General features: G+C 39.4%; 27 protein-coding genes. 20 read left to right on the top strand and 7 right to left on the bottom strand.

Going from position 1 to position 23,967, the window contains the following annotated elements; translation table 11 throughout:
• The first annotated feature begins 39 nt into the window (after positions 1–39).
• Positions 40–1,428: a cation:proton antiporter gene (locus tag V6C71_03120; GenBank protein HEY9767485.1), complete on the top strand. Its 1,389-nt coding sequence runs from the start codon at positions 40–42 to the stop codon at positions 1,426–1,428.
• 48 nt (positions 1,429–1,476) lie between these two features.
• Here V6C71_03120 and V6C71_03115 read toward each other — a convergent pair whose 3' ends face one another.
• Positions 1,477–1,869 carry a hypothetical protein gene (locus V6C71_03115; GenBank protein ID HEY9767484.1) on the bottom strand — a complete coding sequence of 131 codons (393 nt, stop codon included), beginning with the start codon at positions 1,867–1,869 and terminating at the stop codon, positions 1,477–1,479.
• A 197-nt stretch (positions 1,870–2,066) separates the two neighbouring features.
• On the opposite strand from V6C71_03115, the gene V6C71_03110 reads away from it, so the two are divergent.
• From V6C71_03110 to plsY, 16 genes are all read left to right on the top strand, one after another.
• A complete protein-coding gene (locus V6C71_03110; GenBank protein ID HEY9767483.1) occupies positions 2,067–2,279 on the top strand; it encodes a hypothetical protein in 213 nt (70 codons plus the stop codon).
• 267 nt (positions 2,280–2,546) lie between these two features.
• Positions 2,547–2,882 (top strand): cation:proton antiporter subunit C, encoded by a 336-nt coding sequence (locus V6C71_03105; protein ID HEY9767482.1) that lies wholly within the window; start codon positions 2,547–2,549, stop codon positions 2,880–2,882.
• Positions 2,879–4,357 carry a cation:proton antiporter gene (locus V6C71_03100; GenBank protein HEY9767481.1) on the top strand — a complete coding sequence of 493 codons (1,479 nt, stop codon included), beginning with the start codon at positions 2,879–2,881 and terminating at the stop codon, positions 4,355–4,357. Before V6C71_03105 ends, V6C71_03100 begins: the two co-directional genes overlap by 4 nt.
• Positions 4,330–4,725 (top strand): Na+/H+ antiporter subunit E, encoded by a 396-nt coding sequence (locus V6C71_03095; protein HEY9767480.1) that lies wholly within the window; start codon positions 4,330–4,332, stop codon positions 4,723–4,725. The genes V6C71_03100 and V6C71_03095 overlap by 28 nt, the downstream gene beginning before the upstream one ends.
• A gap of 430 nt (positions 4,726–5,155) precedes the next feature.
• Complete coding sequence (locus tag V6C71_03090; GenBank protein HEY9767479.1) at positions 5,156–5,407, top strand: hypothetical protein; 252 nt, start codon at positions 5,156–5,158, stop codon at positions 5,405–5,407.
• Positions 5,404–5,700, top strand: a complete 297-nt coding sequence (locus tag V6C71_03085; GenBank protein ID HEY9767478.1) for a monovalent cation/H(+) antiporter subunit G — start codon at positions 5,404–5,406, stop codon at positions 5,698–5,700. The genes V6C71_03090 and V6C71_03085 overlap by 4 nt, the downstream gene beginning before the upstream one ends.
• A 36-nt stretch (positions 5,701–5,736) precedes the next feature.
• Positions 5,737–6,312, top strand: a complete 576-nt coding sequence (locus V6C71_03080; protein HEY9767477.1) for a DUF4040 domain-containing protein — start codon at positions 5,737–5,739, stop codon at positions 6,310–6,312.
• Positions 6,312–6,974, top strand: a complete 663-nt coding sequence (locus V6C71_03075; protein ID HEY9767476.1) for a Na(+)/H(+) antiporter subunit B — start codon at positions 6,312–6,314, stop codon at positions 6,972–6,974. Before V6C71_03080 ends, V6C71_03075 begins: the two co-directional genes overlap by 1 nt.
• Before the next feature lie 263 nt (positions 6,975–7,237).
• Positions 7,238–7,597 carry an adenosylmethionine decarboxylase gene (speD, locus tag V6C71_03070; protein HEY9767475.1) on the top strand — a complete coding sequence of 120 codons (360 nt, stop codon included), beginning with the start codon at positions 7,238–7,240 and terminating at the stop codon, positions 7,595–7,597.
• Positions 7,598–7,956: 359 nt separating this feature from the next.
• Positions 7,957–8,319 (top strand): DUF6464 family protein, encoded by a 363-nt coding sequence (locus tag V6C71_03065; protein ID HEY9767474.1) that lies wholly within the window; start codon positions 7,957–7,959, stop codon positions 8,317–8,319.
• A gap of 128 nt (positions 8,320–8,447) precedes the next feature.
• Complete coding sequence (locus tag V6C71_03060) at positions 8,448–9,302, top strand: branched-chain amino acid ABC transporter permease (protein ID HEY9767473.1); 855 nt, start codon at positions 8,448–8,450, stop codon at positions 9,300–9,302.
• 215 nt (positions 9,303–9,517) lie between these two features.
• Positions 9,518–10,132: a cob(I)yrinic acid a,c-diamide adenosyltransferase gene (gene cobO, locus V6C71_03055; GenBank protein ID HEY9767472.1), complete on the top strand. Its 615-nt coding sequence runs from the start codon at positions 9,518–9,520 to the stop codon at positions 10,130–10,132.
• Between the two features lie 73 nt (positions 10,133–10,205).
• Positions 10,206–10,994, top strand: a complete 789-nt coding sequence (locus V6C71_03050) for an MlaE family lipid ABC transporter permease subunit (GenBank protein ID HEY9767471.1) — start codon at positions 10,206–10,208, stop codon at positions 10,992–10,994.
• 154 nt (positions 10,995–11,148) lie between these two features.
• Entirely contained in the window at positions 11,149–11,532 is a 384-nt protein-coding gene (locus tag V6C71_03045) for a DUF3119 family protein (GenBank protein ID HEY9767470.1), read from the top strand.
• 56 nt (positions 11,533–11,588) lie between these two features.
• The gene (locus V6C71_03040; protein HEY9767469.1) at positions 11,589–13,025 is read left to right on the top strand and encodes a DUF3086 domain-containing protein; all 1,437 of its coding nucleotides are present in this window, start codon (positions 11,589–11,591) and stop codon (positions 13,023–13,025) included.
• A gap of 102 nt (positions 13,026–13,127) precedes the next feature.
• Positions 13,128–13,766: a glycerol-3-phosphate 1-O-acyltransferase PlsY gene (plsY, locus tag V6C71_03035; GenBank protein HEY9767468.1), complete on the top strand. Its 639-nt coding sequence runs from the start codon at positions 13,128–13,130 to the stop codon at positions 13,764–13,766.
• Positions 13,767–14,014: 248 nt separating this feature from the next.
• On the opposite strand, the gene V6C71_03030 is transcribed toward plsY, so the two are convergent.
• The 4 genes from V6C71_03030 to V6C71_03015 all read right to left on the bottom strand — a co-directional run bounded on the left by V6C71_03030 (position 14,015) and on the right by V6C71_03015 (position 17,420).
• Complete coding sequence (locus V6C71_03030; GenBank protein ID HEY9767467.1) at positions 14,015–15,394, bottom strand: ATP-binding protein; 1,380 nt, start codon at positions 15,392–15,394, stop codon at positions 14,015–14,017.
• Between the two features lie 11 nt (positions 15,395–15,405).
• The gene (locus tag V6C71_03025; GenBank protein HEY9767466.1) at positions 15,406–15,594 is read right to left on the bottom strand and encodes a Uma2 family endonuclease; all 189 of its coding nucleotides are present in this window, start codon (positions 15,592–15,594) and stop codon (positions 15,406–15,408) included.
• Positions 15,595–15,712: 118 nt separating this feature from the next.
• Positions 15,713–16,414: a TVP38/TMEM64 family protein gene (locus V6C71_03020; GenBank protein ID HEY9767465.1), complete on the bottom strand. Its 702-nt coding sequence runs from the start codon at positions 16,412–16,414 to the stop codon at positions 15,713–15,715.
• Complete coding sequence (locus V6C71_03015; protein ID HEY9767464.1) at positions 16,401–17,420, bottom strand: glycosyltransferase family 2 protein; 1,020 nt, start codon at positions 17,418–17,420, stop codon at positions 16,401–16,403. Before V6C71_03015 ends, V6C71_03020 begins: the two co-directional genes overlap by 14 nt.
• Positions 17,421–17,550: 130 nt before the next feature.
• On the opposite strand from V6C71_03015, the gene V6C71_03010 reads away from it, so the two are divergent.
• The gene (locus tag V6C71_03010; protein HEY9767463.1) at positions 17,551–17,703 is read left to right on the top strand and encodes a hypothetical protein; all 153 of its coding nucleotides are present in this window, start codon (positions 17,551–17,553) and stop codon (positions 17,701–17,703) included.
• 81 nt (positions 17,704–17,784) lie between these two features.
• On the opposite strand, the gene V6C71_03005 is transcribed toward V6C71_03010, so the two are convergent.
• Entirely contained in the window at positions 17,785–18,348 is a 564-nt protein-coding gene (locus tag V6C71_03005) for a response regulator (protein ID HEY9767462.1), read from the bottom strand.
• A 179-nt stretch (positions 18,349–18,527) separates the two neighbouring features.
• Here V6C71_03005 and lipA point away from each other — a divergent pair, with 179 nt between their 5' ends.
• Entirely contained in the window at positions 18,528–19,442 is a 915-nt protein-coding gene (gene lipA / locus V6C71_03000; protein ID HEY9767461.1) for a lipoyl synthase, read from the top strand.
• A gap of 70 nt (positions 19,443–19,512) precedes the next feature.
• Here the strand turns inward: lipA and ggpS are convergent, their stop codons facing one another.
• Complete coding sequence (ggpS, locus tag V6C71_02995) at positions 19,513–21,003, bottom strand: glucosylglycerol-phosphate synthase (protein HEY9767460.1); 1,491 nt, start codon at positions 21,001–21,003, stop codon at positions 19,513–19,515.
• 423 nt (positions 21,004–21,426) lie between these two features.
• Here ggpS and gghA point away from each other — a divergent pair, with 423 nt between their 5' ends.
• Complete coding sequence (gene gghA / locus V6C71_02990; protein HEY9767459.1) at positions 21,427–23,868, top strand: glucosylglycerol hydrolase; 2,442 nt, start codon at positions 21,427–21,429, stop codon at positions 23,866–23,868.
• Positions 23,869–23,967 lie beyond the last annotated feature (99 nt).

Here is a 23,967-nt window from a genome sequence, read left to right as displayed (position 1 = left end):
CAGATTTAATCTTCCTCTAACCAAATCAAAAAAATAATTATGATGCCTCTAGAATCAATATTTCATAGTAAATTAGGTTTCCCATTATTAGCAACCGCGCCCGATCCTGAAGCTGCACCGATGATTTTAGCGGGGGTTTTATTAAGTCTCATCTTTATCTATCTAGCAAGCAAACTGGGGGGAGAACTTTCTAAATTAGTCGATTTACCTCCTGTACTAGGGGAATTAGTGGCTGGCGTACTGGTTGGAGTTTCAGCATTGCACCTATTAGTATTTCCCTCAGCTGGGGCGGTTGCTAGCGATTCGGTTGTGATGACTATTTTGCAGCAGATTGCGGGTTTAAATCCTGAAAGCATTGAAGAGGTATTTGCCTCCTCTAGTGAAGTCATCTCTGTTTTAGCCGAACTAGGAGTAATTATTCTTTTATTTGAAATTGGTTTAGAATCGGATTTAAGAGAATTACAAAAAGTTGGTTCGAGAGCGGCGATTGTTGCAGTTGTTGGTGTTGTTGCTCCTTTCGTCGCTGGTACAGTAGGATTGATGTTCATCTTTGGAATGCCAACTATTCCTGCGGTGTTTGCGGGGGCAGCGTTGACTGCTACCAGTATTGGTATTACCTCCAAGGTGCTATCGGAGTTAGGACAGCTTAAATCTACGGAAGGTCAGATTATTGTCGGCGCAGCGGTGATTGATGATGTTCTCGGCATCATTGTTTTAGCGGTAGTGGCATCGTTGGCAAAAACAGGAGAAGTAGATGTCACTAATTTAATTTACTTAATTATCAGTGCTACAGCTTTTCTGTTAGGCTCGATCTTTTTAGGTAAATTCTTTAATAAAAGCTTTGTTGCGATCGCCGAAAAATTACAAACTAGAGGTAATTTAGTCATTCCTGCGTTAATCTTTGCTCTGTCGATGGCGTTTTTAGCTAATGCTATTCATTTAGAAGCAATTTTAGGTGCTTTTGCTGCTGGTTTGGTTTTAGATGAGACTGACAAACGTAAAGAGTTAGATCAGCAAATTATTCCGATTGCAGACATCTTAGTTCCCATCTTTTTTATATCGGTAGGGGCAAGAGTCGATCTCAGCGTCTTGAATCCCGCCAGTGCTGATAATCGTCAAGGATTGGTGATTGCAGCTTTTTTAATTGTGGTAGCGATTATCGGTAAAGTGATTACTGGTTGGGCAGTCTTTGGTCAAGAGAAAGTAAATCGTTTAGCCATTGGTGTTGGGATGATTCCTCGGGGGGAAGTTGGTTTAGTCTTTGCTGGTATTGGTGCAGCCAGTGGCGTTTTAGATAAGCCTTTACAGGCAGCAATTATTATCATGGTAATTTTAACTACCTTTATTGCTCCTCCTCTACTACGCTTTGCTTTCCAAAAAGGAGAAGTAGTAGAAAAGCCAGATTTAGCTGTTACCAATAATCAATAATTGGCAGGTGGGCAATAGCTCACCCTACTAATTGAATTATTAATTGAATTAGGAAACGCTTTTGTGCTTAATTAATTTGATTAATATAATAACTAACAGAAAGATAGCGCAGCAAGATATTGCTACAGTAGTTTCTTGAATTTTTGGTGATATTACTGCGATAAATCCTTGGCCTTTGATCAATGCAGAAAAACTGGAAACACAAAACGGCATTAGATATAACCTAAATGTCTGCCAATGATCTCTGATACCAATTTTCTTAGAAGAAACACTCAACATCAAACCAGTACCGATTACACCACTAATGCCGATCGCATTAATCCATATTTTAGGCGAAGGATCGAAATAAAAATAAACTATAACAAAGTACCAAATTAAATAACACCAAAGAATTGCTTTGTCTAATTTGATTTGATAAAAATATCTAGTTAACAATTTCATTGATTGAAAATACTTTTTAGCTGTCACTTAATCTAAAAATTATCTGACATTGACTTTAAGAATTGTTTAATTAACTACCTTACAGAGAGTAAAAACTTAAATACATCTGTGGTTGTTTTTTTCTTGGATGCAATATAGTATATTTACTATGCAAAAAGTTTTTTTATAGATATAAATCTATAGGTCTAATAAAGATCATGAATTATTTAGTTACAGAGCAAAATACTTTAGTTTGGTTTTGTTTTACTGTTTACGTTTTTGCGGCAGTGTTAATATTACCCAGTACAATCGAATTAAAATCTAAAAATGTAGATATTTCCCCTCAAAAAGCATTAGAATTTGCTTCTTGGTTTATCTTCCGCATTGCGTTGATTTTTCCAATGATTTTTTTACTCAAAAATGGTATTTAAAAAAAGTTATTGGTGGTATTTTTTGTAGGTTACGCGATCGTTCCAACCAAAACCAATTATCGTAACTTTATGTTTCTTGAGTAATTTTACCCTTTTACGCTAACTAATGACGATGAGTGTCTAGTCTATGTACAAACTTAATAACTTATCTTTGTGAATTGAAATGTCAAATTTTGCCTAGTTATTTTTACTTTTTTTAAGTTTAAAATAAGCAATTTTCAAGCTTTAAAAAGTGTTTAATGATAAATGTTTAAGGTTAAATAAAATATGTTAGAAGCTTGTGTTTTTGCCACGGTATTATGTGGATTTTTTGGGATTATTTTCAAGAAAAATCTGGTGATGAAAATCATTTCGATGGACATTATGAGTACAGGGGTAATTGCCTACTACGTATTAGTGGCATCACGGAATGGTATGTTTACGCCAATTGTGGGCAATAAAGACAATGTTGCTTATGCCGATCCTGTTCCCCAAGCGGTTATCTTAACAGCGATTGTCATTGGCTTGTCAATACAAGCTTTGATGTTGGTGGGAGTTATGAAGTTGGCAAAGAATAATCCCACACTGGAAACTAGCGCGATCGAAGAGAATAATACGCTATGATCGCCATTACCCTCGCCTGGCTTGCCTTACCATTTTTTATCGGGTTCGTGATTTATCTCCTACCCCAGCTCGATCGCTGGTTGGCATTGGGGATAGCATTGGTTTCGTCTGGCTATGCCTTACAGATATTTTTAGAGCGATCGCCTTTAAATATCCAGTTACTAGATAATTTCGGCGTTACTTTACTCATCGACCAATTAAGTGGCTTTTTTATCCTAACTAATGCTTTGGTTACAGCAGCAGTAATTTTTTACTGTTGGCAAAGCGGTAAAAAAGCTTTCTTCTATATGCAGATAACTATTCTGCATGGCAGCGTTAACGCCACTTTTATCTGTGCCGATTTCATTAGCCTGTATGTAGCGTTAGAAGTAATTAGTATTGCTGCTTTTCTTCTAATTGCCTATCCTCGTACTGACAAATCAATTTGGGTAGGATTGCGCTACCTTTTCATCAGCAATGTAGCCATGCTGTTTTATTTAGTGGGTGCGGTGCTGGTATATCAGGCACATCATTCCTTTAATTATGCAGGTTTGCTCGGTTCACCTCCTGAGGCGATCGCCCTAATTTTTCTAGGATTATTAGTCAAGGGTGGTATTTTTGTTTCAGGTTTTTGGCTGCCCTCAACTCATTCCGAATCAGAAACCCCAGTATCAGCGGTGCTTTCAGGTGTTGTGGTCAAAGCAGGTGTATTTCCCCTGGTGCGTTGCGCGTTGATGTTAGAAGAAATCGATCCTATCGTTCGGCTTTTTGGTGTTGCTACGGCACTTTTAGGAGTTGGTTATGCCGTATTTGAAAAAGACACTAAGCGGATGCTAGCATTTCACACCATTTCTCAATTAGGTTTTGTCCTTGCTGCGCCAGTGGTAGCCGGTTTTTATGCCCTGACTCATGGTTTAGTAAAGTCTGCTTTATTTTTAATTGCGGGTGTTTTACCCAGTCGTAACTTTAAACAGTTGCAGCAACAGCCCATTGATACCAAGATTTGGATTGCAAGTGCGATCGCTAGTTTTTCGATTTCTGGCTTTCCCTTATTGTCTGGCTTTGGGGCAAAGGTGTTAACTACCAAAAACCTCTTACCCTGGCAGGTTATTGCCATGAACATTGCTGCATTGGGAACAGCAATTTCCTTTGCCAAATTTATTTTTTTACCCCATCGAAAACAGGGTTGGCATGATGACGTGGTGCTTAAAGAGGGAAAGAAGATACACCCTGGTTTTTGGTGGGCAATGGTTATCTTACTCGGCGGATTAATTGCAGCAAATGGTTTTTATTACGAAGCTTACACTCTTAAAAATATTGTTAAACCACTGGTAACAATTGCTATTGGCTGGCTGGCATATCTTTTAATTTTTCAAAAGTTGGTAATCAAATTACCACGGGCGATCGAACAATTCGATCATTTAATTGGGGTGATGAGTTTGATGTTAATTTTACTTTTTTGGACAGTATGGACGCGAGCGCAATTCTCAATATAATCCTGCGACTGACAATCTGGTTTTTACTTACCGCCGATTATAGTTTGGCAAATATCATTATTGGTGTGGCGATCGCCTTGTTATTACCCCGTAGTCGTACATCCTTAGGAGGGTTAAAAGACTGGCTTCGGGTGTTGTGGGAAATTATTGTGGCAATTCCTCAGGCTTATGTAGAAGCGATCCAAATTATGCTACGCCCCCATAACGATGAAGGAATTGTTAGAAAAAGAGTTAAACCTCGAAGAACACCAGGACTTATATTTTTGGATATCTTTTTGATTACTTTTACTCCTAAAACTATTGTGGTGAAATATGACGAACAGGGCTGGTATGAAGTACACCAAGTTAAACGAAAAAAACTCCGCTAGAAATAATTATAATTATTTATTCTTACCTTAAATATTCGCTCTTCGCCATAATAATTTAACAAAACAAGAGTTACAAATACTGATTAAATATCAAAATTAAAATAAAACTATAAAATTCCCTCTTTTTATCGCTAACAACAATCTTTTTTGCTCATTTTAAAATGTTCATATATGAACATTCTATTTTTTAAAATAGCTATCTAGCAGCACATAAACACGCTTAAAACCGCTTTGCGACTGTTAACAAAAATATATCAAGTCCTAAAAATTGTTTTAAATTTAGCTTTTTATTAGCCTTCAAAGCTACTATGACAACGTCAAAAATGTTCATATGAAAACATCTTACTCCAAGCAAAAACTAATATATACCACCAGAAAAACCAAATTATTTTCTACTTTTTAAACTTTTTTAAACTAATCAAAATTAAACATGGATTCAATTTTAATAGCGATGATTTTAGCTTTACTAATACCAATTTATGAAGCTTGCCAAGATGATGATATCTGGCAAAAAATGCTGGCATTTGCCAGTATTGCTACTAAAACCTCAATTATGATGTTGGTTATCTCCGTCTGGCGTGATGATTGGTCGATTGGGGTAGTTGCAGTCATTATTCTGAGTGTAGGCAATGCGGCGTTAATGCTCTTGGCAAATTTAATTAAACGGATGAACGAAGTATGATTGATGTTTTAAGTTATGGCTTGATAGTTATTGGCATTATTTTCTGGTTCTGGGGAACATTACCGTTAATCGGCAACAGATCGGTATTATTCAAACTCCACAGTCTTTCGGTAGCCGATACTCTCGGTTCAATGAGTATTATTTTCGGGTTACTGCTAAAAATACCTAGTGAATGGTCGCTGTTGCTTTTAGCAATTATTTCTCTAGCAATTTGGAATACAGTACTGGGTTATGTCCTAGCCTATTGTTCGAGTGCTGGCGCAATCAAGAATGAGGCGAACTATGATAATTGACAACTAATTGATAACTAACTACTAACAAAATCACCAATGATCGATCATTATGTTTATGTCATCATTGCCCTGCTACCTTTAGCAGCTTTGATGTTGGTATTTCAAGCTAATCCCTATCATGCTCTAGTAATTCGAGGGATCTTAGGAGCTTTAGCAACCTTAATTTATGCGATTTTAGGGGCTGCGGATGTAGCTTTAACCGAAGCTTTGGTAGGTACGATGTTAGCGATTACGCTTTATGCGATCGCTGTTCGTTCATCTTTAGTGATGCGCTTGGGAATAATTAAGTCGCAAACAGAACAAGAAAGCTATTTTGCCGAATTAATCGCCAAGATTAAAAAAGTGAGCAATAAACATTATTTACGTCTGGAACTAATCGAATATTCTAATTTACAGGCTTTAGAACAGGCGTTGATGGCTAAAGAAGTTCATGCTACCTGTACCAAACGAGTAGAACTATTAGGCGACGATACAGCAAAATCAAATGTTGAAAAAATCTATAACACTACGATTAGAGTTCGTCGTCTATTTGAAATTATGCAAACTGAAGCATCTCTGCCAGAGACAACTCTGAGATATATACCGATATCAAACGTGGAGAATAAACATTAATGAAATGGCTTTATGTTGCAGCAGGAATCGCCTTGTTCGTCAAAATGCTCGTTATGCCCAATCCAGCAGCAGAATGGGACGGAGTTTCGATTGTTGAATCGATAGTAAAAGATAGTGGAGTATCTAATGTAGTTTCAGGCATCATTTTTCGCAATCGTCTTTATGACACAATCTTTGAAGTAGTAGTATTTACGATCGCAATTTTGGGTGTGGGTTTTCTTTTAGCAGATGAACAACCGATCAAAACAGTTTATCAGTTTAGCGATCGCCCTTCTATTGTTTTGGCGCGTCTGGGAGCAACCATTGCTGCACTGGTAAGTATTGAACTGGCAATTCGCGGTCATCTTAGCCCAGGCGGTGGGTTTGCTGCGGGGGTGGCTGGAGGAACAGCGATCGGTTTGATTGCTATCACCTCATCATCTCAATGGATGGAAGCAATATATCAAAAATGGCACGCTGCTACCTGGGAAAAAGTTTCAGTACTAATTTTTATCGTTCTGGCTATTGTCACCTTGACTGGATGGCAATTGCCCCAAGGAGAATTGGGCGCACTATTTAGTGGTGGGATGATTCCATTACTTAATATTCTGGTTGCCTTAAAAGTAGCCCTAGGTTCGTGGGCGGTTATCTTGCTATTTATTCGCTATCGGGGATTACTTTAGATTTTGGTAGCGTAGTTGATGGAGTATTGAGGATTAGCCGTTAGCGATATTAGCGATCGCCTTGTACATCAGCCAGAATCATCTTTTTTTTGCTTGGTGAACCCCATAAGGAAAGATTAAGAATAAATAAAGTAAACATTAAACGCTATCTTAACAAAAGGGAATTTTATTGAAAATACTCATTAAGCTAGAAATATTTAGCACAATGTATTAGTTACAATAGTTTCTCTATTAATTCAGTTAGTTGATTAAAGGTTAAACGCATGGAAAAAATGGGAACTCATCTAATTGTAGATGCTTGGCAAGCACCAGCTGAATTACTCAACGATCCCGAAGCAATACGCAAAGCATTACTGCAAGCTATCTCTGCGGGCAAAGCAACTCTAATAGACTTAAGTGTTCATCAGTTCAGCCCTCATGGTGTAACCGCAACAGCAACCTTAGCAGAGTCTCATATTGCAATTCATACTTGGCCAGAACATGGTTATTTTGCTGCCGATTTGTTTTTTTGTGGGACGGGTCAGCCCGAAAGAGCAATGAGGGTTTTGCAAACGGCTTTAAAAGCGCGACAGGTAAAAATACAAGAACTTAAACGTGGCTTTATACCATTAGTACTAAGTTAAATTTCATCTTCAGAAGTTAGAATTTAGAGTAACTTCCCTCATTTTTGAGGTCTCATTCCCCAATTTTTACTCCTCTAAACACTTATGAACGCAAAATGTGCTGAGATTTTCTTAGCACATTGCGATCGCTTAATCCCAACGGAGGTATGTAAAAGCGTCTTAGCCTTATGTAATTAGCTTATTGAAAATAACTAAACTATCAAAAATCTAATTTCTAGCCTAACCAAGTAGCGAGAATTGAAACTAAAAATGAGGAAATATAAAATTATTTTCCAATTAATCGAGCCAGATTTGATTTAACAGGGATAATAAATAAAGAAATGCCAAACTAGCCCCTCACAATATTTACCTAGCTCAATATGACTAACATTTCTGCCAATTTTGTCATCAAGCTAGCTCTTATCCTCCTATTAAGTATTTTGCCATCCTTAGTTTATTTGCTCATATTTCAGAAAGCTAAGAAACGCTGGCAGACGAGGTTAAGACGCGCCCAAATCTTAACTACTTACAATCATCATCGAGGTAGACTATACCACGATCCCTATCGCTACACTGGCGATACCCATCCCTTGAGAGATCGTCGTAGACCAGTGACTAAATATTTCATTGGCGACACTACCTGTGTCAATAATGCACACTCTCCTTATATTCGCTGTGCCATCAATCCTGAAGGTCCTTGCGATGAGTGTGTACATTACGAAAAGCATCATAATTGTAATTGACCTCGATTAAGAATATTTGTTCTCGATCAATATTTAACGATCGCCAAGGTTAATAACCTAATGTAGAAGCTGTTTTAATATAGTGGAGCTAATTAACAACAGAACGCGGTTACTAACCTGAAAATATAATGATCGATCTCCAGCTTATTGTTAACGGCATCGCTGTTGGTAGTATTCTTGCATTGGCTGCTATCGGCTTGACCCTTACTTACGGCATCCTCAATCTTTCTAACTTTGCGCATGGGGACTTTATGACGCTAGGAGCTTATTTAACCTGGTTAGCTAACACTGGGGGGTTAAATATCTGGCTGGCAATGATTTTAGGGGCGGGGGGAACAATTATTGCCATGTTGATTGCCGAATATCTGCTCTGGAAACCAATGCGCGATCGCCGTGCTAGCGATACGACTCTAATTATTATTTCCATTGGACTTGCTTTGTTCGTGCGGAACGGAATTTTGCTGCTCTATGGCGGTAGTAATCAACTTTATCTCTTACCCGTAATACCTGCTTTACAGTTGGGAGATCTAAGAGTTGCTTATTATCGGATCGTAGTAGTTGGTTTAGCGATCACCGCTATCATTGCCCTACATTTTATTTTACAAAACACAAAAATCGGTAAAGCAATGCGGGCTGTTGCCGACAACATAGATTTAGCCAGAGTTTCAGGCATAAATGTTGAACGAGTTGTTCTCTGGACATGGGTAATTACAGGAACTTTAACTGCCTTGGCTGGAGGAATGTATGGTTTGATTGCCGTGGTGCGTCCTAATATGGGTTGGTTTTTGATTCTGCCGATGTTTGCCTCAGTCATTTTGGGTGGCATTGGTAATCCCTACGGCGCGATCGCCGGCGCGTTTATTATCGGCATTGCTCAAGAGTTGAGTGTTCCCCTCTTAGGCTCAGAATATAAGTTGGGAGTCGCTTTAGCAATTATGATCTTTATTCTGCTGCTACGTCCTCAAGGACTTTTTAAAGGATAATTAACAGACGATCGACAGTTGCTGGGAGCTTTGCTTCAGGGTTGGCGAGCGCGCATATTGTTAAAGATTTAGGGTTAGTTCAGCACATCAATCAAACTTCGGGGGATAATCTCCCTGGTGCAGAATAAGCGATCGCCTATCTAAATACTAATAGCTCTTAGCTGATAGTTAAAAAAAACAAAATTACTAATCACCGATACACCTTAAAAATAAACATGAGTGAAGCAACAATCAGCAACGAACAGCACAAGCAAAAAATGCAGCGTCGCAAGGAGGTTCAAGAAAAGCGTCTGGCTGAAAAAAATCAGGAAAAAGGTCTAATCATCGTTAACACGGGTAACGGTAAGGGCAAAACAACCGCAGCTCTAGGTATGGTCATGCGATCGCTCGGTCATGGCTATAAGGTGGCAATAGTGCAGTTTATCAAAGGCGCTTGGGAACCTGCCGAAAAAGCGGTGTTAGAAACATGGCAGGATCGGCTAAAATTTCACGCTATGGGGGAAGGATTTACTTGGGACACCCAAGATCGCGAACGAGATGTGGAAAAAGCCACCGTTGCTTGGACAAAAAGTTTAGAGTATATTCTCGATCCTGAATATCGACTAGTTTTGTTGGATGAAGTTAATATCGCACTAAAGCTAGGTTATTTGGACGTTAATACTGTGATTCAAGGTCTATCCCAAAAACCGCTCGACTCCCACGTTATCCTGACAGGAAGAGGTGCGCCCCAGGAACTAATTGCGATCGCCGATTTGGTTACTGAAATGTCTTTAATTAAACATCCATTCCGCGAGCAAGGAGTCAAAGCTCAACCAGGAATTGAATTCTAGGCAATGGGAACAGATACTACCTTAGTACTTTTTCTTTTATCCCTAGCGCAATATTCAGTCGTAAAATCAATTAATGAGCAGTAACTCTAGTAACGGATTTCAAATATGGCTAGAACGTTCATTGGCATCATTTTTTTTGGCAGGACAAGTTGTGATTCACTTGCTGCAAGGCAAAATACATCAGCGTAATACTCAAGAACAAATGGCGATCGTCGGTCCAGATTCTTTAATTATTGCTCTGGTGACAGCTACGTTTGTCGGCATGGTGTTTACTATTCAGGTTGCCCGCGAGTTCCTCAATTTTGGAGCGGTTCAAGCTATTGGTGGAGTATTAGCTCTGGCTTTGAGTCGCGAATTAGCTCCCGTATTGACTGCGGTAGTTCTTGCTGCCAGGGTAGGTTCGGCTTTTGCTGCGGAAATAGGTACGATGAAAGTTACCGAACAAATTGATGCTCTTTATGTCTTAAAAAGTGACCCTATAGACTATTTGGTTATTCCTCGTCTCATTGCTTGCTGTGCAATGCTGCCAATTTTAACGATAATTTCGTTGGTCATGGGTCTTATAGGTGGAGTTTTGGTCGCCAACTTGTTTTATGGTATTTCTCAAACCACTTTCATCGAGTCCATCGAGACTTTCTTGCAAATCTGGGATCTGGTTAGTGCTTTAATTAAAGCCGTCATTTTTGGCGGAATTATTGCGATTATTGGTTGCAACTGGGGGTTGACTACTACTGGAGGGGCAAAAGGGGTGGGAGAGTCTACCACCACCGCCGTAGTTATGGCTTTAATTGCGATTTTTATTACTAACTTTTTTTTGTCATGGATCATGTTCCAAGGTCTAGGTCGTCAGTTTTTGAATTAAACAGCAATTAGCTTTGATTAAGTAAAGCCAAAATTTAGGTCATTGTAAAATAAAAGACATAACCCTAGCAGAAAATGCTACTTCTAATTCCTAACATGATAATGGCAGAATAAGAAACAAGCCTTTTCTATATCAATTAAACCGAGATATGCAAATGACTACCAATATTGAAGCTGACCCAACCGAAGTAGTAGAACTCTCACCTAACTTTAAAATTCCCGTATTGCTAATTTTAGGAGCTGGAGCGTTGTCTTTGGTTTCGTTGTGGTTAGCCGTGGCGATCGCTATTTTCGGTCTATTCTTAACCATTCAGACGGTTTTAATTAGATTACAGTTTACCGACCAGGCTCTTAATGTGCTTCGTTCTGGCAAAGTAATCCGCAGTTTTCCTTATAGTGAATGGTCAAATTGGGAAATTTTTTGGTCGCCTATTCCTATTCTGTTTTATTTCAAAGAAGTTAAAAGTATTCATTTCCTACCAATTATTTTTGATGCTAAAACTCTGGCAGATTGTCTGCATAAGCATTATCCTCGTTAAAAAACTAGATTTATCACCCTTTTTGTTTAAACTATATTACTTATCCTGGCATTCTTATGAATTCTGAAACTCCCTCTAATCCTAAATCAGACAATACTAACTTTGAACCTATTGAATCATTAGACGAACTACAATTAAAATACAAGTCGATTAAAGTAACATCAGATGCCATTGCAGACATTTGGTCGGAAGATGATGTTATAGACGTTCCGATAGAAGCAGAATCAGCTGAATTAGATCTCACTGCTGAGAATCCCGAATCTAAACTATCAGAATTTGAGTTATCAGCCTCGACTTTAGATACAGAACTGGCAGAAGATAGTGAAAGCAGTATCGATCCAGAAAGTCCGCCTTTAGATGAGTCCCCAGACGAACCAGAACTTTTTGTCGATCGCTGGTTAGATGAACCATCAGTTCTGGCAGCTACTAATATTCCTCAATCTCAAAATCAAACTGAAACCGATGAAGTTGAACAGCTAGAACAGCGCAAAGCTAATTTACATCGAGAAATTGAGCAATTAAAGGCGCAAAAAGAACAAATCCTTTTGCAGCAGGCAAGAGAAGTCCAAGAACATATGGGGCAGATGGTAGAGGAGGGAACTAAGGAATTAAAAGAGCGCAAAATGGCTCTGCAAATTGAAATCGAAAAGCTCGAACGCCGTAGAGAAAGAATTAATCAGGAAATGCGCAGCAATTTTGCTGGCTCATCTCAGGAATTGGCTGTCAGAGTTCAAGGCTTTAAAGACTATCTGGTTGGCAGTCTACAGGATTTGGCGACTGCTGCGGAAAAATTGGAATTAGCTCGCGTCGAAGCACCTGCATCTAGATCGAGAGAAAGAGTCAGAAGCAGAGATCCTCGTCGAGATGAAAGAGAAAGAGGTAGCAGAAGAGAGAATGAAAGAAGTAGATCTAGAAATCCCTCTGCCCAAGCTCCTCAATCACAGTTTTCCGAACCTACTTTTGCCGACCAAAGTAGACGTATTCAGCAGCTTTTAAATCAATATCGCAATAAACCCGACTACTATGGCTCTCCTTGGCAATTAAGGCGTACATTTGAAGCAAATCAAGCCAAAAAGGTTCAGGATTGGTTTTTTGTTCAAGGAGGTAGAGGTGCTGTAGATAGTATGGGCAGCCGTCTGCAAAATATTTTAGTTGCTTCGGCAGCAATTTCTATTTTGCATAGTTTATATGGCGATCGCTGTCGAATTTTAGTTCTGACAGATACCCCCGAAAATCTAGGCGAATGGCGTAGAGGATTACAAGACTGTTTGGGAATATCCCGCAGCAATTTTGGTGCTAACCGAGGCGTAGTGCTGTTCGATTCTCCTGAAATTCTGGTACAGCGTGCCGAACGTTTGCTGGCAGACAAACTATTGCCCATGATTATTATTGATGAGACAGAAGAACTGCTGAATTTATCCATGCTGAAGTTCCCCCTCTGGCTAGCTTTTGCTTCCACCAATAAATCGACTTCTGCTAATTATTTATATTAGTAATAGTTAATCTAAATTTACGTTAGTGCAGGTATTTTTTTAAGGCTAAAAGCCGTTAAACTAGTCCTAAATGCACAATGTATAAAAAATGTATAAAAAAATATGGGCATAAATTTAGCTATTTGCACGCTACTGCTTTTGTTATCTTATCTATTGGGATCAATTCCTACAGGATATTTAGCGGGACATTATTTAAAAGGAATTGACATTCGAGAATATGGTTCTGGTTCAACTGGAGCAACTAATGTTTTACGTACAGTAGGTAAGCCTGCTGCGATCGCAGTACTGGCGATTGATTTACTTAAAGGTTTATTAGCAATAGCTTCAGTGAATTTAGTTTATGCTAATGCACCTACTAACTTTTTACCAGAACGCTGGCATTTTTGGTTAATTACAGGAGCGGCTTTAAGTGCCATTATTGGTCACAGTAAGTCGATTTGGCTCAACTTTACTGGTGGTAAATCTGTTGCTACTACTCTAGGCGTTTTGTTCGTGATGAATCCTTTAGTTGCTTTAGGAACTTTAGCTAGCTTTGGAATTATTTTGAGCATTTCACGCATCGTTTCTCTCAGTTCAATCTGCGGTGCGATCGCGGTTAACATTTTGATGATTGCGCTTAATCAGCCTCTACCCTATACGATCTTTGCCGCGATCGCGGGACTATATGTAATTTTAGGCCACAAAGCTAATATTCAGCGTTTACTAGCTGGTATTGAGCCAAAAATTGGTCAAGCATCATAAATTTGCTTAAGGATCGTGGCTATCAATTTCTATAAATAAAATAATCCACTTTTAAAAAAAGTCTCATAAAATTCCAATCAGAGTACCAATTACCTTGACTGGAATTTTTAATTTAAACAAATTAGCTAAATAAAGCGATCGCTCATCCAATCATCCCAAGCCAAAACCTAAACAGACAAAGCGATTCATCCATCTGCGTTCATCTGTGGACAACTTAAATAACAAACGAGCTAAATAAGGCGGTAGATTTAAGTAGATTGTTCGATCGGAATACGTACCTGAAAATTAGTTCTTCCTGGTTGAGATTCAAAGCGGAGATTGCCTTTGTGCTTTTGTACGACAATACGACGAGAAATATCTAAACCTAAACCGCTTCCTTTACCTACTCCTTTGCTAGTGAAAAAAGGTTCAAAGATGCGGGATTGAAATTCTGTGGGAATACCTGCACCATTATCAATAATTTCCACTAACACACAGTTATTTTCTTGACTGGTGCGTATTGTTAATTCTCCTTTTCCATCCATCGCATCGATCGCATTATCAATTAAGTTAGTCCATACCTGATTTAGTTCACCGCCGTAGACAGATATTTTAGGAATGTCGGTATTATATTCTTGATGAACCGTCACACCATACTTAAGCTTGTGATGTAAAATCTTGAGAGTATCATCTAAACCTTCATGCAGATCTACTTCCTGTACCGCACCTCGATCCATGTAAGAATAGTTTTTGATCGCTCCTACTAAGTCAGAAATCCTGCTAGTGCTTTGTTCTACCTCATTAACTAAACCATTCATCGTTAAAGTCGCCTCAAGCCACATCAAGGCTTCGCTGAAAGCAGAAGATTCCATTTCGTTGGCTAAAGTTGCTAATTGCGATCGCTCGATTCCTGCACTAACTAAACTAGGAGATAATTCCCAAGCGTTGTTTATCCCCAGAGATTCCAGCCAGTCGGCTAATTCATCTTCGCGATCGCTTTGTTCTAAGGGAGATAAGCATGATTTACAGTTTTTTTGTCTTGCCTGTTGTTGCAGTTCACTTAATAGCTGACGATGATGGATTGAAAAATGTTTACCGCGCAGTGAAAGCATATTTTGCTGTAAAGAGGCGATCGCGCTGTTTAACTGTTTAGCAGCTCTTCTGCCTGCTGCTGCGGGATTATTCAATTCATGGGCTAATCCTGCCGATAACTTACCTAATGCTGCCAGTTTCTCTTGCTGACGCAGCCTTATTTCTAAATCTTTAGAACGTTCTGCCAAAGCCGGCACAAATAGATCGATACTTCGAGGACAACCTTTGAGTAATTCTTTAAAATCTTCAAACTGAATTACTCGACTCGTATCAATACTGCTAGCGGTTGCTTGAGAAATCCCTCCCGTCAACATACTTAAATCGCCCGTAAACTCACCCCGACGATGGATGGTAACTACAATTTCCTCTATACCAAGCTGTTTCGTAATTTTAATTTGTCCAGACAAAACCACATAAAAACAGTAAGCACTATCACCCTCTTGATAGAGAATATCTCCTGGCTTAAGTTCCAAAGCTGTGCCACAAGCTTCTAAATCTTGCAAATACTTTTCTTCTAAAACGGGAAAGAGAATCGAATCTAAAGATATTTCGGACATGATAATTTAGCTTAAAAAATATTGGCTAGATCTAAAGTAAAGCTTTGTCGATTCCAAACACCTAACTGAACAATTAAGTCTGTATTGCGTTTTCTCTCTTCATCAGTAGGAGGCATAATTACAATTTCTCCATCGGCGTTACGCTCAAATTTGGTATCAGGATTATGAATACAGAGTTGATCAAACTGTTCGTCGCTAATATCTAATAATCGAGTTGAAGTTAACTGTAATTGCCGTCATGGAATTGATATTTCCCAAAGCTAAGTTATCTATATTTTATCTTGCAGCTATAAGCCAATTCATTTAGCCAGCATATTGCTACTGGCGATCGCGTAACGGAGGAGAAGTTAGATCGCTACCTCTAGCTAAAGCTTTTTGAAGACTTTGCCGACGGCGACGATACCAGGTTGCACCACCAACTAATATTCCAGTTAAGGCAAAAGCACACATTAGAGGTAAAATCTTACCTTGAGACAATTCACTAATCCCTGCACCCATCATTACGAAAGGTAAAACCCCTGGTACAGTACCTAACATAGTGCCAGTCAAATAGTCTTTAAATTTAATCGAGGTTAAACCTGCTACAAAGTTAACGATACCGTAGGGAATAATCGGCAACAGGCGGATGGCAAACAGATAAAATAAACCACCCTGGCGTATTTCAGCATCAACCGCATCCCAACGCCCCGCAAGTTTTTGAGCAACTAATTCTCTACCAACGGTACGAGTAAAAGCAAAAGCGGCGATCGCAGCTACTAGTGCAGCTATAGTAGTCCATAATGTTCCCCACCAAATGCCAAAAATTGCCCCTCCTGTTAAGTTCAAAGGAGTGGAAGGCAGAATTAGCAGAGTAGCGACTGTATAAAGAACGATATAAATAAGTGGCGCAAAAACTCCCATTGTTTCCAGCCATGTTTGTAACTGTTGGCGATCTATCCCCGCGATAATTACCACACCTATTCCCGTGGCAATAATGCAGAAAACAGTTAATAAAACAACGCTATTTTTAAGCTTGAGCATTTTGCGACTCTTGACTTTTATACGGGGAAGACACTATTTTGCCTTCAGTTGATTTTTGATTTCTAAAGCCATATTCTTCTCGTACAAAATATAATGGCCTACCTTTTACTTCTTCGTAAACTCGACCTAAATATTCTCCCAGCACTCCTAACGTAATTAACTGTATTCCTCCCAAGAACAAAATTGCTACCATCAAAGACGCATAGCCAGGAACATCAACTCCAAAAATAAGCGTGCGAATTACCAGCATTAAAGCATATAGCAAGGATATAAACGAAATAGTTACGCCAATATAACTCCAAACTTTAAGCGGTAAAAAACTAAAGGAGATAATACCGTCAAGAGCAAAGTTCCACAGCTTCCAATAACTCCAAGTAGTTTTACCAGAGTAGCGTGGTTCGCGGTCAAATAAAATCGAAGTTTGCTTATATCCTACCCAAGCAAACAAGCCCTTCATAAATCTGGTTCTCTCAGGTAGTTTCTTGATAGCTTCTACCACTCGACGATCTAGCAGCCGAAAGTCTCCTGTATTGGCAGGTATTGGCACACGGCTCATTCTACCAATGGTTTGATAAAAGGCTTTGGCAGATATTGTTTTTAACCAAGTTTCTCCCTGGCGCGATCGCCTGGTAGCATAAACTACATCGTAACCTTCCCGCCATTTATCAATTAACTTCTTAATCAATTCTGGAGGATCTTGGAGATCGGCATCGATCACAATTACCGCGGCACCACTTGCGTAATCTAGACCTGCGGTTAAAGCAATTTCTTTACCAAAGTTACGCGAAAGATTGACTATTTTTATGGCAGGATCTCGATGATTAATTTCAATTAGCCTGTTGAGAGTATCGTCTTGGCTACCGTCATTAATGCAGATTATTTCATAGCTAGTATCGAGCCGATCTAAAACTGGAGTCAATCTGGTAAACAGATGTTCAATACTTTCTGACTCATTATACAGAGGAATTATTACAGATATTTCAACCGAATCTAAATTGAGAGACATCAGTACCTCAATAGGATAATGACATATCTTAATCTAATTTTTGCCTATTGACTGGAGTTGAGGAGAGATCAAGGCGCGATCGCTCTTCTTAGAATATTACGCAAGGCTTCAAAAATAATAAAAATAATAGATGGCAAATTTTACTGTTGTTTACGATGCTTGTGTTCTATATCCAGCAGCGCTTCGTGACTTTTTAATCTGGCTAGCCGTTACCGCTCTTTTCAAAGCACGCTGGACAGATGACATTCATGATCAATGGATTAGAAATGTTCATGAAAATTAACTTATTAGAGCGAGTCTTGCAGATTCAGCAATAGACAAAAGCTGCGCGTTCTTTCCCAAAGAACTGCCTGGCTTAACTTGTTTATCTAAGCTTTTGCTTAATATAATTAACTAGTTGATTAAACTGTTTTTTAATCTGTTCTGATTCTCGTTCTAGCCGAGCAACTTTAAGCTTTAATTGCTCGATTTCAGTGGTCAAAGTTGAAATAATATTAGCAGCAGTTTCACCAGATACCATAGACAAATCAGTCGCGCTAGGTTGAGGTTGTTTTTTGGCCTTCATCATCGCATCACGAATCGCGTCTACTAGCTGTTCGCGATCAAAAGGCTTCTCCACAAAAGAAAAATGCTCAAAAGGCTCAGTTATCTTATCAGTAACTTCTTCCTTACGACCAGACATCAAGACCAAAGGAATAGAACGATATTTTTGTTGTTTCTGAATTTCTTGATATACTTCCCACCCACTCATTTTTGGCAGTAGAAAATCCAGCATAATTAAATTAGGATTTTCGGTTCTAATCAAATTAAATCCTTCAAGACCATCTTTGGCTTCAAGAATGTCAAAGTTCCCTTCTGGTAACATATCTTTGACTCGCATTCTAATGACTTTGCTGTCATCAATGACTAGAATTTTGTGGGTTGACACGATTTACTCCTAAGCGACTAACTCCTCATGCCTAAGATCTACTAGACTGGTTTTGGCAGTTAGTTTATAGTTTACAAATTTAGAGTTCCCTTTTAAATTACTAAAATAACAGTAAAAAACATCCAAATGGTAATTATTTTTGTATCCTGTTTCAGTAATATTGCTGATAGTAAGGCATTATGAATCAATCTCAACCGTCACATTCGACTAAACATAGCTGGCGTACAGAGGTTACTTCTTTACCAACCTGGTTGAAACGGCCTATCGGCAGGGCAAGTGAGCTGTCTACGGTACAGCGAATTATTAAACAAAGAAATATTCATACTATCTGTGAAGAAGGAAGATGCCCCAATCGAGGCGAATGTTATGCTAATCAGACAGCAACTTTCCTTTTAATGGGACAAACCTGTACTCGCGCCTGCGCTTTTTGTCAGGTGGAAAAAGGTCATGCGCCGATGACCTTAGATCCAAATGAACCTCAAATGGTAGCTGATGCAGTCAGTTTATTGAAATTACGCTATGTTGTGCTAACTTCTGTGGCGAGGGATGATTTAAGTGATGGTGGCGCAGCATGGTTTGTTCAAGTAATGACAGCAATCCGCATTGCAAATCCTCAAATTAAGATAGAAGTTTTAACCCCCGATTTTTGGAGTGGCAAAGACGCAGTTACGAGTCAAAAGCAGAGAATTGCCACGGTGGTTTCAGCAAAACCTGCCTGCTATAACCATAATTTAGAAACTGTTCAACGTTTACAAGCACCAGTCAGAAGAGGTGCAAAATACGCTCGCTCGCTCAATGTTTTACGTTCGGTCAAAGAAATAGATCCCACTATACCCACTAAATCTGGCTTAATGCTGGGCTTAGGAGAGACAGAAGCTGAAATAATTCAAGCTTTGAAAGATTTAAGAAACATTAATTGCGATCGCCTTACCCTTGGTCAGTATATGCGTCCTTCTTTGGCTCATCTTCCCGTCCAAAAATATTGGACTCCTGAGGAATTTACCCGTTTGGGTGCGATCGCTCAAGATCTGGGATTTTCTCATGTGCGATCGGCACCTTTGGTCAGAAGTTCATATCATGCGGGGGAAGATTGATGACTTACCGATAAAGGATATAGCGTTGTTCTGACTGGCTATATCCTCGATCGATCTCACTTGTGAATGTCTATGCGGCAATGGTTTCGTGCTTTAGGTCTTTGAATTTACCCAGCAAGCGATCCGCCCAGTACTTAACGTCATAAGTAGTAACAGTTTGGTACATTTTTGACATCCGTTCTTTCTGTTCTGCTTCAGACATTGCTAGAGCTTGTTCGATAGCGCGATCCATACCCTCCAAAGAATAGGGGTTAGTTAAAATTGCTTCTGGCAACTCGACTGCTGCACCGACAAATTCGGATAAAACCAAAACACCGTCATGCCCTTCATGAGCCACAATGTATTCCTTGGCCACTAAGTTTAAACCGTCTCGTAAAGGAGTTGTCCAACAAATGTCAGCAGCTTTATAGTAAGCCATTAAATAAGTTAGAGAGATGGGTTGAGTAAATAACCGAACTGGCATCCAGTCTAGCTTGCCATAACGACCGTTGATTTGACCCACAAGCTGTTCAATCGTGCTTTGAGCGGTTTCATAAACTCTCATGCCAGCGGCAGCCTCCACACAGGTCATGACAAAACTAATTTTACCGTGTAAGTCGGGACGCCGCTGTAATAAGCGACCATAGGCTGCTAACTTTTCCTCATTACCCTTTACGTAGTCTACTCGCCCAGCAGCAATGATTAGTTTTTTGCCTCCAAGTTCTTCTTTAATTTGATATATTCTATTTTTGGTTTCTGTCTTGGCTAAAATCGACTGAATAAACTGGGGATTTGTCCCTACAGGAAAGGCATCAATATTAACAATTTGCCCTTTATAGTTTAACTGAGTCGTTATTTCAGGTTCGGCCAGAGCAATGCCTACTGGGGTCATATGTCCGTCAACAGCTTCTTGCTTCAGCACTTCAACAGGTTTTAAACTACGAGCAACGTTAACAAAGTTTTCTGAGTAACGAGGGACATGAAAGCCAACAATATCACAGCAGAGCAAGCTTTCCACAATCGCATCACGCCAAGGCAAAATGTTAAATATGTCTACCGAAGGGAATGGCGTATGGTGGAAAAAAGCAATTCGAGCATTAGGCTTTAGTTCTCGAATGTACTGAGGTGCCAACCATAAGTTATAGTCATGAATCCAAATTAATGCGTCTTCCGCTGCTTCTTCACAGGCGGCTTCGGCAAATAAACGATTGATGTTTTTAAAGTTTTCCCATTCGGCAGTTTCTGAAGTGAAATGATAAGGAAAAGAATGCAGAATTGGCCAAAAAGCTTCTTTAGAAGTAATGTAATAAAATTGTTTGACCTGTTCTTCGTCTAAAGCAATGCGTCGTACATTGTAGTTGGCTTCTCCCTCAATGTTTACCAGCTCTTCAAAGCTATCTTTTTGTGATTCATTTACTTGTTTCCAGGCGATCCAGGTTCCTTGATTTACATTTGCAAAGAAACTTTTGAGCGTTGGAACTATCCCGTTCGGACTTTTTTTCGGTACATAATGGATTTTGCCATCTTTGATTACTTCGTCATGGGGTTCACGATGATAGAGGATAACTAAAGATGATTTCATAATTATTTTTTATTGATTGCAGAACTACTTTGTAATTGATGGTGCGATATCAAACTCAAACAAGCTGATCCACACAAATCGATTGACTTGGGTTTGACCAGCGGTCACAGATTAAAGATACAACTAAACAAATATTATTTATTGTTTTCAGCATTACTGACTTTCTTTAAACTTGGAGCGAACACCTTCGTATTCTTTTCCCCATAAATAAAATATTGAACCAACATATCTGAATCCTACACTAATTGCCGCCATGAACCAAAATATACCTATTCAAGCGATTCAATGAGATTTACAGGCCTAATTATGTCTGCACAAATTTAAGGAAGTTTAACAACTTGAGATAAACAGTTGCCCTGTTGTCTTCTATACATCAGAATGAACAAAGGGAAAAGGCAAACATCCACATCAAGAGAAAATTGCGTGAAAGTAGAAGTAAACACATCAATTAGGTTAGTTCCCGAAGCTACAGGAAAATTACTAGCTTGGGCATCAGGATTAGAAAGTTCAACCAATACATATCTAGAACAAACTAAAGCGATCTCTCGTAAATTAGGAGCATACTACAGACCTGATGGATTAACAGAGATTGGCTTTTGGGTGCCAGGGTTAATCAGAGATGTGTTACATGAGCGAGAAATTTATCTAGAAGTTTTTACTCCTTTAGAGCCGATTGACTGGCAAGAAAAAGAACAGAGCCTTAAATTTAAACGCGATCGCCTGCACCTAGAACAGCAGGGAGAATTTATTTGGGGTGTAGTGGCCGGAATGCAGCCAGGAACTAGAGAAAAAGCTGGTTCTTTCTATTGGTTACGCTATGTCGATCGCGCCGAAAAGCTGCGGACAATTCGCGATCTGGTTCCGCATTCTCTGCCCTACGGTATTTTTGCTCCTGCCGAGCTATACGATATAGATAGTCTTCAAGCAAATAGAAAAGATTTAGACTATTTTGAACGTACTGCTAAATCTAACGATCCTAAAATTAAGATTCCTCGGGTTGGCGATCCCAAAAACATACTTCAGATTCATGTAGGGACTGCTTCTTCTGAAGGCACGATTGAAGGACTAACTCGTATTTATCAAGAAATTGCTGCCAAGATTAAGCACGAAAAGCCGCTAACTCCTAGCGAACAAAACTATATTGGTTATGATGCGATCGAACTATTGCCAACTGAACCAACAATTGAATATCGCGACGAATACAGTCCAGAAAGTGAGTTTTTTGCCTTTATTGCTGAAGAAGACGATGTAGTTGAAATTGAACTGTTTAAACCAAATACTCAAGATTGGGGTTATGACGTACCGATTTTAGGCTCAAGCACTACCAACCCCGCCCTACTCGCTTCTTTGCGTCCCGATGAGGTGGTAGATTTTATTGCCACTCTACATAATTTTCCCACTCATCCAATTCAGTTAATCTATGACATAGTTTACGGACATGGAGATAATCAAAGCGAATTATTGATTGCCCGCGAGTTTCTCAAAGGTCCAAATATGTACGGTCAGGATCTTAACCATCAGTTACCAATGGTGCGCTCAATTCTCCTGGAAATGCAGCGACGCAAAATAGACACAGGTGCAGACGGGCTCAGAATTGATGGCGGTCAGGATTTTCGCTTTTTTAATCCCCTTTCTGGCAGAGTAGAACAGGACGATGCCTATCTACTCGAAATGAGCAACATTGTTCAAGAAATAAAGGGTCACAAGCGACTTCTCTTTACCATTTTTGAAGATGGTCGTCCTTGGCCAGAAGAAGGCTGGGAAGAAAAATCTACCTACCGCGAATTGATCGAACTCAAGCCAGAATCTTATCAATGGGGACCGTTAATTTTTGCTCATAACACTCCAAGTCTCAAAGGATTTTGGGATAAGAAATGGTCGCGGGTAATGGAAGTGATGACGATGGGCGATCATTGGATTACTGGCTGTGGCAACCACGATACCGTCAGACGCGGCAATCAGATTGATGCTAAAGAAGCAATCAATTGGCATTTAGGTAAAACTTTGCCCGATGTACTGCACAATGCCTATGACAATCCTGCCGTGACTCTCTGGGTAAACTGTTTTAGTCCTGGCTTGCCAATGGACTTTATTAACGCTACTATGCACGCCCCCTGGTTATTTTTCCGCAACACTGATGAACAGTATGGCGTAAAGGTCGTGTCGGAAGAAGTAGGCTTTTTAGACTGGCAAATCAGTTCTAATTTGTACCGACAAGCCCACTGTTTTCCTCGCCTGAAAACGATGGGATTTAAGCAACTTAAGCAGCTTCAACAGTTTGGCACAGCCCTAAACCACGCCATGATTCAGCAAGATAATAATCTAGCCGAAGTAGTAGAAGTTTTACGGTGTTGTACTATGCCTGAGACTCACTGTATTAAAGAATTGTCTCCTTTGAGCGAATTGATGCGGGGAGGAATGGTACGTTTTCTGAAAAAATTAGATGAAGATCGCCTCAAAAGATTTGCCCTGATGTTTATGGAAGATTGCTATCAAGTTTGCAATGTCGGCAATTATGAATCAAAGGTTGATAGCTCAAAAGCCAAATTTAATTTGACCACCAGAGAGTTTCGTCATCAATATTCTTGGTTGGCTCAAAATATTGGCCCAAGCGATACTTTTGATAAGATTGACGATCGCGATCGAACTGTTGTCTATGGGATACGCCATAACTCTAAAAAAGAACCAGCAGTAGCAATAATCGCTAATTTTGAAGGGGATGTAATTAAGCTAGATGCCACCAAGATCTTAAAGACTGATTTAGCTCAATGGGAAATTGCGATCGCAACTCCTAATTTAGAAGTATCAGATCTCAGCAAGCTAAACCTGGGGAATGGTCAAGGTATATTATTGACTCTAAAATAGCAACATTTTATCTAGAGCGATATATCCATATTCTATAGTTTTGCCAATAGCGGTAGATATCTAGGTATGATACGTTATGGGCGCGATCGCACCTCGCAA

Source organism: Coleofasciculaceae cyanobacterium, from assembly GCA_036703275.1.
Taxonomy (GTDB): Bacteria; Cyanobacteriota; Cyanobacteriia; order Cyanobacteriales; family Xenococcaceae; genus Waterburya.
This window is presented reverse-complemented; position numbering and strand designations above follow the sequence as displayed.